The organism is Nonomuraea insulae (assembly GCF_042656245.1).
The window spans coordinates 24,334-38,944 of sequence record NZ_JBHSPA010000093.1 but is presented as its reverse complement, the minus strand read 5'-3'; the positions used below and the strand labels follow the sequence as shown (position 1 = coordinate 38,944).

General features: G+C 71.4%; 15 protein-coding genes. 10 read left to right on the top strand and 5 right to left on the bottom strand.

Features of this window, described 5'->3' with window-relative positions:
• Window positions 1–114 precede the first annotated feature (114 nt).
• Both ACFPZ3_RS56795 and ACFPZ3_RS56790 read left to right on the top strand, forming a co-directional pair.
• Window positions 115–1,779: an acetolactate synthase large subunit gene (locus tag ACFPZ3_RS56795; protein WP_379522797.1), complete on the top strand. Its 1,665-nt coding sequence runs from the start codon at window positions 115–117 to the stop codon at window positions 1,777–1,779.
• Window positions 1,780–1,840: 61 nt separating this feature from the next.
• On the top strand, window positions 1,841–2,812 hold the full coding sequence (locus tag ACFPZ3_RS56790) for a tyrosine-type recombinase/integrase (RefSeq protein WP_379522796.1): 972 nt from the start codon (window positions 1,841–1,843) through the stop codon (window positions 2,810–2,812).
• Window positions 2,813–2,865: 53 nt separating this feature from the next.
• Here ACFPZ3_RS56790 and ACFPZ3_RS56785 read toward each other — a convergent pair whose 3' ends face one another.
• Together ACFPZ3_RS56785 and ACFPZ3_RS56780 are read right to left on the bottom strand one after the other, a co-directional pair.
• Window positions 2,866–4,563 (bottom strand): SulP family inorganic anion transporter, encoded by a 1,698-nt coding sequence (locus ACFPZ3_RS56785; protein ID WP_379522795.1) that lies wholly within the window; start codon window positions 4,561–4,563, stop codon window positions 2,866–2,868.
• Between the two features lie 245 nt (window positions 4,564–4,808).
• Window positions 4,809–5,414, bottom strand: coding sequence for a TetR/AcrR family transcriptional regulator (locus ACFPZ3_RS56780; protein ID WP_379522794.1), 606 nt, complete (start codon window positions 5,412–5,414; stop codon window positions 4,809–4,811).
• A 66-nt stretch (window positions 5,415–5,480) separates the two neighbouring features.
• Here ACFPZ3_RS56780 and ACFPZ3_RS56775 point away from each other — a divergent pair, with 66 nt between their 5' ends.
• The 6 genes from ACFPZ3_RS56775 to ACFPZ3_RS56750 all read left to right on the top strand — a co-directional run bounded on the left by ACFPZ3_RS56775 (window position 5,481) and on the right by ACFPZ3_RS56750 (window position 11,290).
• The gene (locus ACFPZ3_RS56775) at window positions 5,481–7,463 is read left to right on the top strand and encodes a HelD family protein (RefSeq protein ID WP_379522793.1); all 1,983 of its coding nucleotides are present in this window, start codon (window positions 5,481–5,483) and stop codon (window positions 7,461–7,463) included.
• An 84-nt stretch (window positions 7,464–7,547) separates the two neighbouring features.
• Complete coding sequence (locus ACFPZ3_RS56770; protein WP_379522792.1) at window positions 7,548–7,838, top strand: hypothetical protein; 291 nt, start codon at window positions 7,548–7,550, stop codon at window positions 7,836–7,838.
• Between the two features lie 71 nt (window positions 7,839–7,909).
• Window positions 7,910–8,098 carry an ATP-binding protein gene (locus ACFPZ3_RS56765; protein ID WP_379522791.1) on the top strand — a complete coding sequence of 63 codons (189 nt, stop codon included), beginning with the start codon at window positions 7,910–7,912 and terminating at the stop codon, window positions 8,096–8,098.
• A 12-nt stretch (window positions 8,099–8,110) separates the two neighbouring features.
• A complete protein-coding gene (locus ACFPZ3_RS56760) occupies window positions 8,111–8,707 on the top strand; it encodes an NUDIX hydrolase (protein ID WP_379522790.1) in 597 nt (198 codons plus the stop codon).
• A 269-nt stretch (window positions 8,708–8,976) separates the two neighbouring features.
• A complete protein-coding gene (locus ACFPZ3_RS56755; protein ID WP_379522789.1) occupies window positions 8,977–9,636 on the top strand; it encodes a lysophospholipid acyltransferase family protein in 660 nt (219 codons plus the stop codon).
• A gap of 52 nt (window positions 9,637–9,688) precedes the next feature.
• Window positions 9,689–11,290: a penicillin-binding transpeptidase domain-containing protein gene (locus tag ACFPZ3_RS56750; RefSeq protein WP_379522788.1), complete on the top strand. Its 1,602-nt coding sequence runs from the start codon at window positions 9,689–9,691 to the stop codon at window positions 11,288–11,290.
• On the opposite strand, the gene ACFPZ3_RS56745 is transcribed toward ACFPZ3_RS56750, so the two are convergent.
• The gene (locus ACFPZ3_RS56745; RefSeq protein ID WP_379522787.1) at window positions 11,277–12,101 is read right to left on the bottom strand and encodes an alpha/beta fold hydrolase; all 825 of its coding nucleotides are present in this window, start codon (window positions 12,099–12,101) and stop codon (window positions 11,277–11,279) included. The genes ACFPZ3_RS56750 and ACFPZ3_RS56745 overlap by 14 nt on opposite strands.
• A 146-nt stretch (window positions 12,102–12,247) precedes the next feature.
• The gene (locus ACFPZ3_RS56740) at window positions 12,248–12,844 is read right to left on the bottom strand and encodes a PadR family transcriptional regulator (protein ID WP_379522786.1); all 597 of its coding nucleotides are present in this window, start codon (window positions 12,842–12,844) and stop codon (window positions 12,248–12,250) included.
• 92 nt (window positions 12,845–12,936) lie between these two features.
• On the opposite strand from ACFPZ3_RS56740, the gene ACFPZ3_RS56735 reads away from it, so the two are divergent.
• Window positions 12,937–13,071 carry a hypothetical protein gene (locus tag ACFPZ3_RS56735; RefSeq protein WP_379522785.1) on the top strand — a complete coding sequence of 45 codons (135 nt, stop codon included), beginning with the start codon at window positions 12,937–12,939 and terminating at the stop codon, window positions 13,069–13,071.
• Here ACFPZ3_RS56735 and ACFPZ3_RS56730 read toward each other — a convergent pair.
• On the bottom strand, window positions 13,041–13,784 hold the full coding sequence (locus ACFPZ3_RS56730; protein ID WP_379522784.1) for a TetR/AcrR family transcriptional regulator: 744 nt from the start codon (window positions 13,782–13,784) through the stop codon (window positions 13,041–13,043). The two genes, ACFPZ3_RS56735 and ACFPZ3_RS56730, sit on opposite strands and share 31 nt — an antisense overlap.
• A 71-nt stretch (window positions 13,785–13,855) precedes the next feature.
• On the opposite strand from ACFPZ3_RS56730, the gene ACFPZ3_RS56725 reads away from it, so the two are divergent.
• Entirely contained in the window at window positions 13,856–14,602 is a 747-nt protein-coding gene (locus ACFPZ3_RS56725; protein ID WP_379522783.1) for a siderophore-interacting protein, read from the top strand.
• Window positions 14,603–14,611 lie beyond the last annotated feature (9 nt).

Sequence of the window (14,611 nt, the reverse complement as noted above, 5' to 3'; positions counted from 1 at the left end):
CGACATGGACCGCCCCACGATCGGCCTTTCCCCAGCTCACAGGTACTATGGAATGAACGCCGACCCTCCCGCGCTTGCACGAATGCAGTCGCATATGGAAAGAAGGCGTTTCGCATGTCAGCGCAGGCCACGCGTAGTTCGGCGGCCCGGCTCATCGTGCAGGCACTGGAGGCCGAGGGCGTCGAATACGTCTTCGGCATCCCCGGTGAGGAGAACATCCACTTCGTCGACGCGCTCAAGGATTCCCCCATCCGCTATGTCCTCGTACGGCATGAGCAGGGCGCGGCCTTCATGGCGGAGATCTACGGCAGGCTGACCGGCAGGGCGGGAGTGGCGTCGGCGACGCTCGGGCCCGGGGCGATCAACCTGATGCTCGGCGTGGCCGACGCCACCACCAACAGCACCCCGGTGGTGGCGATCACGGCGCAGGTCGGGCTCGACCGTATCTACAAGGAGTCCCACCAGGTGGTGGACCTGGTGTCGATGTTCAGGCCGATCACCAAGTGGGCGGAGCTGGCCCCCTCGGCGCAGGCGCTGCCCGAGTTGATCCGCAAGGCGTTCAAGACCGCCCAGACCGAGCGGCCGGGCGCCGTCTACCTGGCCATTCCCGAGGACGTCGAGTCCGCGCCGCTGCCCGAGGGCCTGCGCCCGCTGCCCGTCAACGTCGTACGCCCCCAAGACCCCTCCCCCGCCCAGATCGCCCGCGCCGCCGACGTGCTGGCCACCGCCCGCAGGCCGATCGTGCTGGCCGGGCACGGCGCCAGCCGCGCGGGGGCCTCGCAGGCGCTGATGCGCTTCTCCGAGCGGCTCGGGCTGCCGGTGGCCACGACGTTCAACGGCAAGGGTGTCTTCCCCGACGACCACCGGCACGCGCTGGGCGCGGTCGGGTTCATGCGGCACGACTACGTGAACTTCGGCTTCGACGAGGCCGACGTGCTGATCACGGTCGGGTACGAGTTGCAGGAGTTCGACCCCGTCAAGATCAACCCGGCGCGGGACAAGAAGATCATCCACATTCACCAGTTCCCCGCCGAGGTGGACGACCACTACCCGGTGGCGGTCGGCGTTCAGGGGGACATCTCGCGCTCGCTGCACGCGCTCGCCGACGCCGCGCACAGGCGGTTCGAGATCAACGGGACCGGCGAGAAGATCCGCCGCATGATCCGCGAGGAGCTGGAGCAGGGCCGGTCGGAGGGCGGGTTCCCACTGTCGCCGCGCCGCGTGGTGGCCGATCTGCGTGCGGCCATGGGGCGCGAGGACATCGTGCTGGCCGACACGGGCGCGGTGAAGATGTGGATGGCCCGCATGTACCCCACCTACGAGCCCAACACCATGCTCGTCTCCAACGGCCTGTCGTCCATGGGCTTCTCGGTGCCCGGCGCGCTGGCCGCCAAGCTGGCCTTCCCGCGGCGGCGGGTGGTGGCGGCGACCGGTGACGGGGCGTTCCTGATGAACTCGCAGGAGCTGGAGACCGCCGTACGCGAGCGCATCCCGTTCGTGGTGCTGGTGTGGGTGGACGGCGCGTACGGGCTGATCGCGTGGAAGATGGACCTGGAGCTGGGCCGCGACTCCAACGTCGCCTTCGGCAACCCCGACTTCGTCAAGTACGCCGAGAGCTTCGGCGCGCGCGGCTACCAGGTCACGAGCGCTGACGAACTGCTGCCGACGCTGCGCAAGGCGCTGGACGACGACGTGGTGTCGGTGATCGCGGTGCCGGTCGACTACTCGGCCAACCTCGAACTGACCTCCAAACTGGGCGAGCTCACCGGACCCTTCTGAACACCAGGCAACCGGCCGACACGCTGGGCGGGCCCACCTGACCCGTTCTAAGATCGTCCAGGTGAGCCTGCCCGCCGTATCCGCGCCGGGGACGCCGCCGGTCGAGCCGGCGCGCGACCCGTACCACGTCTATCTCGACTCCCTGACCAGTCCCGAGTCGCGCCGCACCATGCGCGGCTGCCTCGACCGGCTGGCCCGCCTGCTCACCGGCGAGGAGGGCGCGACGGGCGCGGGCCAGCCGTGGCACCTGCTGCGGTACGAGCACACCGTGCGCATCCGTTCGCTGCTCACCGATCAGGGCTGGTCGGCCGCCTACGTCAACAAGCATCTGGTGGCGCTGCGCCGGGTGCTGAAGGAGGCGTGGCGGCTGGGCCAGACCAGCGCGGAGGACCTGGCCCGCGCCTCCGACCTGGCCCCCGTACGCCAGACCCGCCTGCCCACCGGGCACCACGTGCCGCCCGAGGTGGTGGGCGCGGCCCTGTCGGCGTGCGACGACTCCCCCGCGGGGGTGCGCGACGCCGCGCTGATCGCCGTCCTCTACTCGACCGGCTGCCGCCGCGCCGAGGTCGGCGGCCTGGCGCTGACCGACTACGACCCGGGGGCGCGCTCGCTGCGGGTGCGCGGCAAGCGCGACAAGGAACGCCTGGTGTACCTGACCACGGACGCGATCGGGCTGGTCGAGCGGTGGCTGGCGGTACGGGGAGCCGATCCTGGGGCCCTGTTCAGCCCGATCAGCAAGGCGGGACGGCTACGCGTACGCGACGGCCGGCCGGTGGGCCTGACCGGCCAGGGCATCTCCGACATCCTCACCCGCCGGTTCGGCGAGGCGGGGGCTTCGCGGCGTACGGCCCACGACTTCCGGCGTACGTTCATCGGCGAACTCCTGGACGCGGGTGTGGACCTCGCGACCGCCCAAGCCCTGGTGGGCCACGCCTCCCCGGCCACCACGGCCCGCTACGACCGCCGCCCGGAGCGCACCCGCCGCGAAGCCGTCGACCGCCTCCACCTCCCCAAGCCCCGCCCCCTCAGCTGACCTCCCCGGGACCCGCCACGCCTGCTGAAGCACGGCGGGCCCGGGGGGACGGGTCAGCCGGCCAGGCGGGGCACGACCCCCGTGTTGTGGAGACGCTCCTGGGCCGCCTCGATCGCCGCGTCCGTCGTGGCGAACACCTGCCCCGCCGTATCCAGCCGCGCGACCACCCCCAGCGCCTCCAGCGGCTGATGTTGCCCGTCCGGGATGCCCGACACGTAGACCGTGATCCCCCGCCCTTCGAGCCGTTCGATGGCATCCCCCAGCACCAGCGCCCCGCTGGCGTCGATGGTGGTGACGCGCCGCATGCGCAGCACCACCACCGAGACGCCGGTGACCTCGGACACCTCCAGCAGGAACCGATGGGCGGCGGCGAAGAACAGCGGCCCGTCGAGGCGGTAGGTGACGATGTGCTCGGCGAGCCGTTCGTGCTCCTCCTTGCTGTGCTGCGGCTGCAGGTCGTGCCGGAGCGGCTCCTGGTCGAAGCGCACGTTCCTGGCGATCACCCGCAGCGCCAGCGCCCCCGCCACGACGAGCCCGATGATGACGGCCAGGACGGTGTCGAGCGTCAGCGTGGCCACGGCTGTCAGGACGAGGACGGCGGCGTCGCTCCTGGTGGAGCGGAACATGGCCCGCACCGCGTCCTTCTCCACCATGCGCACCGAGGTGGCCAGCAACACTCCGGCCAGGGCGGCGAGCGGGATCTTGGAGACGAGCCCGGCGGCGAGGTAGACGATGCCGCCGAGGATCGCGGCGTGGGCCAGCGCCGCGAGCCGGGACTGGGCGCCTGCGCGCACGTTGACGGCGGTGCGGACGATGGCGCCGGTGCCGGGCATGCCGCCGAACAGCGGGGTGACGAGGTTGGCGATGCCCTGCCCGAACAGCTCCCTGTCGGGGTCGTGCCGCTGCCGCCTGGCTCCGCCGTTCTCGGACATGTTGTCCGTCACGGCGGCCGACAGCAGCGATTCGAGCGCCGCCAGCGCGGCCACGGCGACGGCGGGGGCGATGAGCGAGGGCACCACGGTGAGATCCAGGAAGCCCAGGGAGGGCGCGGGCAGCCCGGAGGGAAGGGGCCCGATCCGGGCGAGCGGGAGCTCGGCGAGTTCGGCGACGAGGGTGACGACGACCACGGCCACCAGCGAGAACGGCATGGTCGGCCGCAGCCCGGCGCCGATCAGCAGCGCCGCGGCCACGATGAGGGTGGTGATCATGGCCCACCAGTGCGGCGCGGCGAGGAAGTCGATGACGGCGTGCCAGGCCACCACGGCGACCTTGTCGCTGTCGTGAGGTGGCACGCCGAGCGCGGGCGGGATCTGCTGCAGCCCGATCACGCAGGCGATGCCGACGGTGAACCCGGCGACCACGGGGGCGGGGACGAGTGCGATGTAGCGGCCGGCGCGTGCCAGGGCGAGCGCGACGAGCAGCAGCCCGGCGAGCAGGCCGACGGTCAGCACGCCGGTGGCGCCGTGCGCCGTCATGATCGGCATGAGGATGACGGTCATCGCGCCGCTGGTGCCGGACACCTGCAGCGCCGACCCGCCGAACAGCGCGGCGAGCGCCCCCGCGACCACGGCCGTGGCCAGGCCGGAGGCGGCGCCGAGTCCGGAGGAGATGCCGAACCCGAGCGCCAGGGGCAGTGCGACGATCGCGACCGTGAGCCCGGCCAGCAGATCGTTGCGGGGGTGGCGGCGCATCTCCGCCCATCCGGCGCGGTCGGGCAGCACGGCGCGTACGCGGCCCCAGACCGTCACCATGACGGTCACGTTGTGTCGCCGTTCGGTCCGCTTCTGTGACCATATGAACGCGCGAGAGAACTTCGCATCATCACTCCTCCAGGTAAAGACAGCCCCGCGATGTCCCCAATTGCACAATTTTGCAATTGGTGAAGAGGTTGCCAGGGTATCAACTACACCCCTTCTCACCTGGTAAAACTCGGGCCGATCGGCGATGTTCGCCAGGCGTGAAACCTGGTGATCGTTTGAAAGAGGTGCTGGAATTCTCAAGAAGCGGTCAGCATCGCGAACGCCAGCTCCGCCGCCCGCACCGCCTCCAACTCCACCTCGGGCAGGGGCCGCCCCTCGGCCAGCATCGACCAGTTGCGCCGGGCCAGCACCCGCTGCGTGGCCAGCACCTGCCCCGCCAGCAGCGCGGCGGTCAGCTCGTCGGTGCTCTCCGCGAGCACCTCGGCCAGCCCCTCCTCATCCCGTGCCATGTACTGGTGCAGCCGGGCCAGCAGGCTCGGCGCGGTGAAGAAGACCATCCGGTGGTAGGCCAGCACGACGGGATGGTCGTTGAGCCCCGTCACCGGGTCGTGCCCGGCCAGCCCGTCGAGGAAGTGGCGGCGCAACGCCTCCAGCGGCTGCTCCCCCGGCGTCCGCTCCCGAACCACCCGGGCCGGCTCACCGAGGTGATCGGCGATCCGGTGCAGGACGAGGTCCTCCTTGGTCGGGAAGTACTTGAACAGCGTCGGCTTCGACACCCCCGCCGCCGCCGCGACCTCCGTCACGGGCACCTCGTCGAAGCCGCGCTCCAGGAAGAGCGTGATGGCCGCCGTCGAGATGGCCTCGCGCACGCGCTGTCGCTGCAACTCCCGCAGTCCTGTCATGAGCACACACTACCAAAGTGTTAACCTGGTCAATATATTGACTGAGTTAATGGTTCGGGAGGTGTGATGGGAACAACGCTCGACGACGAGCTCGACCACGTCGAACGTTGCAGGGCGGGCCTGCGCAGGATGCTGGAGGGCGCGCGGGACAACGTGATCGTCGGTGAGTCCGTGGCCGGCGACCGCTACAGCGCCGAACGGCTGGGACGGTACCTCAAGAGCCTGGCCAAGGAGCTGAGCGAGGAGCCGGAGGGCCCGCCGTTCTTCGGCCGCCTCGACTTCGGCCGGGACTCCGCCGAGCACCGCGGGCGGGCGTACCACATCGGCAGGCGGCACATCACCGGTGAGAACGGCGGCCCGCCCGTGGTGATCGACTGGCGCGCGCCGGTCGCGCGGGCGTTCTACCGGGCCAGCGCCCGCGACCCTCAGGGCGTCGCCGTACGCCGCCGCTTCGGCTGGCGGGACACCACCTTGACCGGCTTCGAGGACGAGCGGCTCGGGCAGGGCGAGGAGAGCGAGAGCAGGATTCTCGCCGCCGAGATCGAACGCCCCCGCGTCGGCCCCATGCGCGACATCGTGGCCACCATCCAGCCCGAGCAGGACGACCTCGTCCGCGCCGAGCTCGACACCTCGCTCTGCGTCCAGGGCGCGCCGGGCACCGGCAAGACCGCGGTCGGCCTGCACCGCGCCGCGTACCTGCTCTACGCCCACCGCCGGCGCCTCGAACGCGGCGGCGTCCTGGTGCTGGGCCCGAACCGGGCCTTCCTCGGCTACATCTCCGCCGTGCTGCCCGCCCTCGGGGAGGTGGACGTCGAGCAGACAACGCTGCAGCGGCTGCTGGGCGCCGTCGCGGGCGCCGCCGCTGACGAAGAGGCGGCGGCCGTCGTCAAACACGACGAGCGCATGGCGAAGGTGCTGCGCAGGGCCCTCTACGCGCGGATCCGCAAGCCGGTCGAGCCGGTCGCGGTGCCGGACGGCTCCTACCGCTGGCGGGTGGAGGAGGACGAGCTGCGCCGCATCGTGGACGACACCCGGCGCGACTCCCTCCCGTACGGCGTGGGCCGCGAACGCGTCAGGGCCCGCGTCGTCGAGGCGATCCGCCGCCAGGCAGAGGCCCGCGGCCAGACGGCGAACGCGGCCTGGCTGCGCAAGATCGGCCGCGCCGTCACCACCTGGCTTGACGCCGTCTGGCCCGCCGTCAAACCGGAAGAGGTCCTGTACGAACTGCTGCGCGACCCCTCGGACCCCGCGCGCGGCGTGCTGACCGACGCCGAGCGCGACGTCCTCACCTGGGCCGAGCCGCCCCGCAGCGCCAAGAGTGCCCGATGGTCGGCGGCCGACCTGGTCCTGCTCGACGAGCTCGCCTGCCTGATCGAACGCCCGCGCGGCTACGGCCACGTCATCGTGGACGAGGCCCAGGACCTGTCCCCCATGGAGTGCCGGGCCGTGGCCAGGCGCAGCGAGCACGGCTCGCTGACCGTGCTGGGCGACCTGGCCCAGGGCACCACGCCGTGGGCGGCCACGGCCTGGCCGCGGCACATGGAGCTGCTCGGCAAGCCGGACGGCGAGGTGATCGCGCTCACGACCGGCTTCCGGGTCCCGGCGGCCGTGGTGGAGCTGGCCAACACGCTGCTGGCGGCGCTGGAGGCACAGGTGCCGGCGACGCGCTCGTACCGGACGGACGGACGGCTGCGGATCACCCGGGTGGCCGGGCTGGGCAAGGGGGTGGTCGCGGCGGTGCGCGAGGCGCTGGCGTTCGAGGGCTCGGTCGGGGTGATCGCGGCCGACGCCGACGTGGAGGCGCTCACCTCCGCGCTGTGGAACGACGGCCTGGACGTGGGCGGCCGGCTCAGCGTGCTGCCCGCCTCGATGTGCAAGGGCCTGGAGTACGACCACGTCGTCGTGGCCGAGCCGGCCGCCATCGCCGAGGCGGAGCGGCGCGGCCTCAACCGCCTCTACGTCGCCCTCACCCGAGCCGTCTCCCGCCTCGACGTCGTCCACGCCCGCCCCCTCCCCCCGCAGCTCTCGCTCCCGGCAGAAGCCTCCTGAAATGGGCAGATGCCGGGAACACCCAGCTCGACAGGATCTCCTGTCCGGTGTGTGATGTGGTTCCGGCCCGAGAGGAGCCTGTCCGTGACCTCTTCGCAGGACCAGCCCCCAGGCGAGGACGACTGGTCACCGCCCCCGCCCCTCCCGGGGCCCATGCCGCGTCCCCGGGTGAGCGACCAGGTCCTGTCGATCATCGGGTTCGTCTGCGCCGCGGTGGCCGTCCTGTACATCCCGGTCCTGTTCGGCCTGGCGGGCGTCGTGCTGGGCATCGTGGGTCACACCCGCGGCGAGCCCCTGGGGCGGTGGGCCGCCATCGCCGCGGGCGCGGGCATGCTCGCCGGCACGCTGCTCAGCATCCTGCTGGTGCCACGCTGAGCGCGGGCCGCGCTGGTCACGTGGTGAGTGCCACGGTGGGCGACAGGCGGGCGGCGCGCATGGCCGGGTAGATGCCCGCGACCGTGTTCGTGGCGTTCAGCCGGATGCACGGCGAGCGGGTGCGCTCCTCCAAGGGGTCCGGTCTCGGGCTGTCGATCGTCCGCGCCATTGTGGTGGCGCACGGCGGTCTGGTCACGGCGGCGGCCCGGCCGGAGGGCGGGCTCCGGGTGGAGGTACGCCTGCCGCGAACGACCCCATGAGACCCTTGTGGGATGCTTTCGCCCATCGACACGCTGCGCGAGCAGATCATCGCCCGTCTGACCGCCTTCGAGCGCCGGCAGGTCCCGCCGGCCGGCGGGGTGCGCAGGGCCGGCGTCACGGTGTGCGTGCTGGAGGACGCCGAGCACAGCCCGTACGTGGTCGTGATCCGGCGGGCCTCCCGCGGCCGCAATCCCGGGCAGTGGGCGCTGCCCGGGGGGCGCGCGGACGACGGTGAGCAGCCGGTGGCGGCGGCGCTGCGGGAGCTGGCCGAGGAGACCGGCATCACCGGGGTCGAGGTGGCCGGGCTGCTCGACGACTTCGTCACCGACTCGGGGTTCGTGATCACGCCGGTGGTGGCGTTCGGGGGGCGGCAGGAGGCGGTGCCCGACCCGCGCGAGGTGGCCTCGGTGCACGCGGTGCCGCTGGAGCGGTTCCTGGCGCCCGGGGTGCCGCGCTGGAAGGGAGAGCTGCTGCAGATGCCGCTGGGGCCCTCCATCGTGATCCATGCCCCTACGGGGGCCATTTTGTGGCAATTCGCGGAGGTGGCGCTGCGGGGGCGGGAACAGCGGGTCTTCGACGTGGCCCAGCCGCACTGGACCAGGACGTGACGCCAAGCGATCGAGGGCCAATGCGGAGGCCGCGATTACCTTCAGGGCCGGAGGGTGTGCTTAACTCAAGATTGCCGATGTGGTCTGTGTCCCCCGGGCCGCAAATTACCGCCTTCACGGAATACCGTTCGGCTGGAGCCGTGTTGTGCATCTCGCCGAGGAGGCGACCGCCACATCGGCCTAACAGCTTTTCCCAGGCGTCCCGCCGCACCGGCGGAACGCCTGCTTTATTGTGGGGTGGCCGCCCGCCCGATGATCAGGAGAGCTCGTTGCTGTACGAAGTGGTCAAGTTCGCCTCCGCGCCGCTCGCCCACGCGATGTGCCGGCCGCACATCTCCGGCGCGGCGCACGTGCCACGCACGGGCCCCGCGATCCTGGCCGCCAACCACCTGTCGATACTCGACTCGTTCCTGCTGCCCGCGCTGCTGCCACGGCACGTGACGTTCACCGCCAAGAACGAGTACTTCTCCGGCAACCCGGTCTCCGGCTTCTTCATGCGGCTGGGCGGCAGCCTGCCGATCGACCGCGAGAGTGCTCACGCCGCGCAGGCCATGCTCGACGAGGCCGCCGCGCTGCTGGAGCGGGGCGAGCTGTTCGGCATCCACCCCGAGGGCACCCGCTCCCCCGACGGCCGCCTCTACCGCGGCAAGATCGGGGTGGCCTGGCTGGCGCTCAAGACCGGCGCCCCGGTGCTGCCCGTGGCGCTCAGCGGCACCGAGAAGGTCCTGCCCGCCGGGTCGAAGGTGCCAAGGCCGGCGCGGATCGGCATCACCATCGGCGAGCCTCTGCGCTTCTCCGGCGACCACACCAAGGCGCAGGACCGGCGGCGGGTGACCGACGAGATCATGTCCGCCATCCAGGCGTTGTCCGGCCAGGAATATGTGCCGACCTACGCCGCGAGCTTCAAGGCTTCGAATGGTATGTCCTGATTCGACGCCGCTAGGCTCGGACACCTGTCGTCGAGGAGCAGGGGGCTGATCAGTGGCACGGGGCCGTACGATCGCGATAGTTTCCGGCGTCACCGTGCTCGCGGTGGGGGCCGCGGCCGGGGGCGCTTACTATGTGCTGCACACCAGGGGCACACCGGCCGAGACCGCGCAGCGTTTCGCCGCGGCGTGGCAGGCCGGTGACAACAGCGCGATGGCGGCCGAGCTGGCCACGCCGCAGCAGCTCGGCGTCTACGACCAGCAGCGCAGCGCGCTCGCGGTCAAGTCGGCCGCGATCAAACTCGGCCAGGTCGCCGAGGGCGACGGCCGGGCCCGCGTCCCCTACACCGCCACCCTCGACCTGAAGAACATCGGCGCATGGACCTACCAGGGTCAGATCGACCTGGTGGTGGCCGACCGCACCTGGAAGGTGGACTGGAAGCCCGCCACCCTGCACCCCTCGATGGCCGCCGGGTCGGCGTTCTCGCTCAAGACGAACTGGCCCGGCCGCGCCGAGATCACCGACGCCGACGGCGACCGCATCGACACCGGCACCACCGGCGGCTCGGTCCAGCAACTCGTCGGTTATCTGGACAAGGCCACCAAGAAAGACGTGGCCGCGCTCGGCTCCTCCTACAAGGTCGGCCAGGCGGTCGGACGCGGCGGCCTGCAGGCCACCTTCCAGGAGCAACTGGCCGGCACACCCGCGACCGAGATCCGCCTCGGCGACAAGACTCTGGAGACCATCGACGGCGCCAAGGGCGAGCCGGTGCGGACCACGCTCGACCCGCGTGCGCAGGCCGCCGCGGTCACCGCGGTCAAACACATGAAGAAACCCACCTCGCTGGTGGCCATCAAGCCTTCCACCGGCGAAGTGCTGGCCGTGGTCAACAACGTGGGCGGATTCAACCGGGCACTGGACGGCCGCTACCCGCCCGGCTCCACCTTCAAGGCGGTCACCGCGATCGGGCTGGTGGCCGCCGGGATGTCACCACAGGACAAGGTCACCTGCCCCATGTACGCCACCGTCGGCGGCCTGAAGATCCGCAACTCCGAGAAGGAGGAGTTCGGATCGTTGTCCCTGCTCGACTCCTTCGCCTACTCCTGCAACACGACCTTCGCGCCGCTGGCCGAGAGCAAGCTCGGCGCGGACAAACTGCTCGACGCCGCCGAGGACGTGGGCTTCAACCAGCCGCTCAACATCGGCGTACCGGCCACCAAGGCCAGCTTCCCCAAGCCTCAGTCCGACGCCGAACTGGCCGCGGAGGCGTTCGGGCAGGCGAAGATCACCGCCAGCCCGCTGTCGATCGCCTCGGTGGCCGCCGCCATCGCCGACGGCACCTGGCGCCCGCCCACCCTGGTCCCCTCGATCAAACAGAAGGCCAAGGAACGCGAACTGCCCGCCGGGGTCAAGAGCGCGATGCACACGATGATGTCGGCCGTGGTCACCAAGGGCACCGCCAAGTCGGCGGGGCTGCCCGCGGGCACCCACGGCAAGACCGGCACCGCCGAGTTCGGCACCGGCGAGAAGCTCGAGTCCCACGCCTGGTTCATGGGATTCAAGGAAGACGTCGCCTTCGCGGTGGTCGTCGAGGGCGGAGGCGGCGGTGGCGCGGTCGCCGCCCCCGTGGCCGCGACGTTCCTCAAGAATCTCTGAGGAAGCGGCGGATCTCATCGGCCACCTGCTCGGGTCGCCCGCGCTCGGCGGCGTTGGAGGTCGCGCTGTGGTCGAGACCCTTCATCTCCACGCGCCGGGCGCGCGGCAGGACCCGCTCCAGCTCGCTCAGCGCGGAGCGCAGGTAGGCGGGGCTCCTGCTGCCGCCGAGCAGCAGCACCTCGGCCTTGACCTCCCGGTAGGCCGTCAGGTCCCCCGCCGCCTCCCCCACCACCTGGATGTCCTGGCGCAGTGTGGGGGCCAAGTCCGCGAACGTGCCGCCCTGGCTCTTCAGCATCATGCCCGTGAGCAGTTCGAGCAGCGCGCGCGGCATGAGGTTGAAGATCGGCGGGCCCAGCCGGGCGGCCTTCATTCCGGTGACGAGCGCCGCGGAGGTCCGGCCCGCGGCGATCTCGCGCTCGAGGCGGGGCAGGCAGCGGGCCGGGTCGGAGCCGTCGAGGAACAGCGGCGGCTCGAAGACGACGGCCTTGCGCAGCTCAGGCCGGACGAGCAGGGTGCGCAGCGTGATGATCGCGCCCGAGCTCACACCGGCCGCGTACGGCGCGCCGGTGGCCCCGATCAGCGCGGCCAGGTCCTCGACCTCCCGCTGGAGGCCGTGGCCAGGACCGGCCGGGCCGCTGCTGCCCCGGCCGCGGCGGTCGGGCAGGTAGCAGGTGAAGTCCTCGGACAGCGCCCGCGCGAGCTCGATCTGGCTGTGGCCGGTCTGCATGGCGCCGTGCAGGATCACCAGGCCGGGGCCGCGGCCGACCTCCTGGTAGCTGATCGCGGTGCCGTCGGCGGATGTCGTGGTCATGATGGCTCCCCTTCGATTCGGTACGGGAAGGGAGCCCGGCTATCGTTACCAGTGCCATCTCGGTGGCCGGGGCTCCGCTTCGCGGTTCTTCGGTTGTCGAGGTCTCCCGGTGGCGGTGTTGCAGCACCGCCGCCGGGCTTTTCCGGTCAATGAGGTCCGTGGTAGGCGCGCCATCCCTCCAGATCGGGGAACGTGCCCTCGGTCAGCTCCGCCAGCAGCTCACGCACCCAGGCGGCCTGGGCCTCCAGCATCGCCAGCGCGTACTCCGACTCGACGAGGAACAGCCGCAGCACCTGCCCCCGCTCCTCCTCCAGGGCCTGCCGGTCGGCCGCGATCCGCTCCTCCAGCAACTCCAGCCGTCGCCGCAACAGCGGCACGACCTCGTCGGGCCCGAGGCCGCCCATCACCGACAGGCCCGCCTCGAACGCCGACGGCTCCCGCTCGGGGGTGGACAACAACTCGCGCGTCCAGTCGTCGGCCTCCTGCCGCCCGGCCTCGGTGATGCGGTAAACGGTCCGCTCGGGACGGCCGCCCTGCCGGCCGCTCTCCACCGCCTCCAGGAACCCGTGTTTGTCCAGGTTGCGGACGACCGTGTAGAGGGAGCCCCATTTGATGGGCATGTCCTGGTCCTTGCCACGGGCACGCAGGACGGAGGCCATCTCGTAGGGATGCATCGGGCGCTGGACGACCGCGGTCAGCACGGCCAGCGCCAGCAGGTTGCTCACCGGACGCCGATTCGCCATGTCCGCTCACCACCTCGTCCACGAATACTCGTTGGCGAGTATACGTACGCGAGTGCAGTCTTCACAAGAGTCGAGGGTGCAGGCTGTCGATCGTGAGTGACGGGCTTCACACCATCGGCGAGCCGGCTCGCCGCAGCGGGCTGCCGGTGCGGACGATCCGGTTCTGGTCCGGCAGCGGGGTGGCCGCGCTGCGCGCCTACGTGTCCCGGCCGGTCGCGGCGTCGTAGTCGAGGCCGAGCCGGGGCGCCATCTCACGCAGGCACTCCTCGAACACCGGCTCCAGGTCGGAGTAGGCGAAGTCGAGCTGGCCGAGCACCTCCATGCAGAGCAGGCCGTACAGCCTGATCCAGCACGACAGGAAGACGTGGATCACCTCCACCGGCAGCGTCAGGCCGGTGGCGGTCGCGTACGCGCGGAGCTGCTCCCTGATCGACGGATCCAGCTCCCCTTCCCCCGGCGCCGGGAACGGGCGGGTCCGCCACAGTTCGGCGATCTCCTCCATGAAGACCCGCTCGAAGTCCTGCCCGGCCAGCTCGCGCGGTGAGTCCGGCCGCCGCTCGCCGGCCATCGGGCTGGCGAACACCCACCCGAACTCCGCCCGGTGCGTGACGGCCCAGCGCCGCATCGCCCGGCACGCCGCCAGCAGCCTGCGGCCGTGATCGCCCGGCGGCTGCGCCCCGCGCGCCGCCTCCATCGCCTCGGTCAGCTCGCGGAAGAAGTCGACGGTCACCGCCGCCACGAGCTCCTCGTGACCGGCGAAGTAGTGGTAGAGCGCCGGCCCGCTCATGCCCATCTCCCTGGCCACGCCGTTGATCGTGACGGCCGCGGGCCCCTGCTCGATCAGCAGCCTGCGCGCCGCGGCGCGGATCTCCGCCAGCGTCGCCTGCCGTACCCGCTCACGCCTGCCGACCACCATCGCCCAACCTTCCTCCGGGAACATCCGTTGACATCCTAGAGCATCTATGTTTCCTTAATGGCTCTAAGCAAATCTACGTGCTCTAAGGAGATGAGATGGCACGCAATCCGCTGGCGAGCGCCTTCGCCAAGTACGTGGTGGAGGCGCGGGTCACCGGCGCCGAGCTCGTCACGCCCACGATGCGGCGCATCCGGCTGGCGACCGAGACGCCGATCGACTTTCCCTACCGGGCGGGGCAGCACATCAGGGTGCAGATCAACGACCCGCTGTCGGTGTACGGGATCCTGCGCCCGGCCGAGACGCTGCGGACGTACACGATCTGGGAGCTCGACGCCGACCGGCGGGCACTGGAGCTGAGGGCACATCTGTACGACGGTGACGGCATCGGGCTGCGCTGGGCCCGTGAGGTGGCGCGCGGGGACACGGTCACGTTCTGGTGGCCGCAGGGCGACTTCTTCACCCAGGACGAGGCGCCCTTCCACCTGTTCGCCGGGGATGAGACGGCGAGCGCGGCGTTCGGACCGATGCTCCGCGCGCTCGGGGAGGACGCGCAGGTGCACGGGGCGCTGGAGAGCGAGTCCGCCGAGCACGACCCGCCCATGCCCGGCCCGCACGCGCTGCGCCGCGTTCACCGCCGGGGCGCGCCGGCCGCCTCGTCGCAGACGCTCGTGGAGGCGGTGGCCGGGCTGGAGCTGCCCGGCAACACCGGGGCCGCCTATCTGGCGGGCGAGGCGCGGACGTGCCAGATGATCCGCGACTATCTCGTACGCGAACGCAACTGGCCGCGCAGGTCCATCAAGATCAAGCCGTTCTGGACGCCGGGAAAGCGGGGCCTGCACTGAAACCCGCTG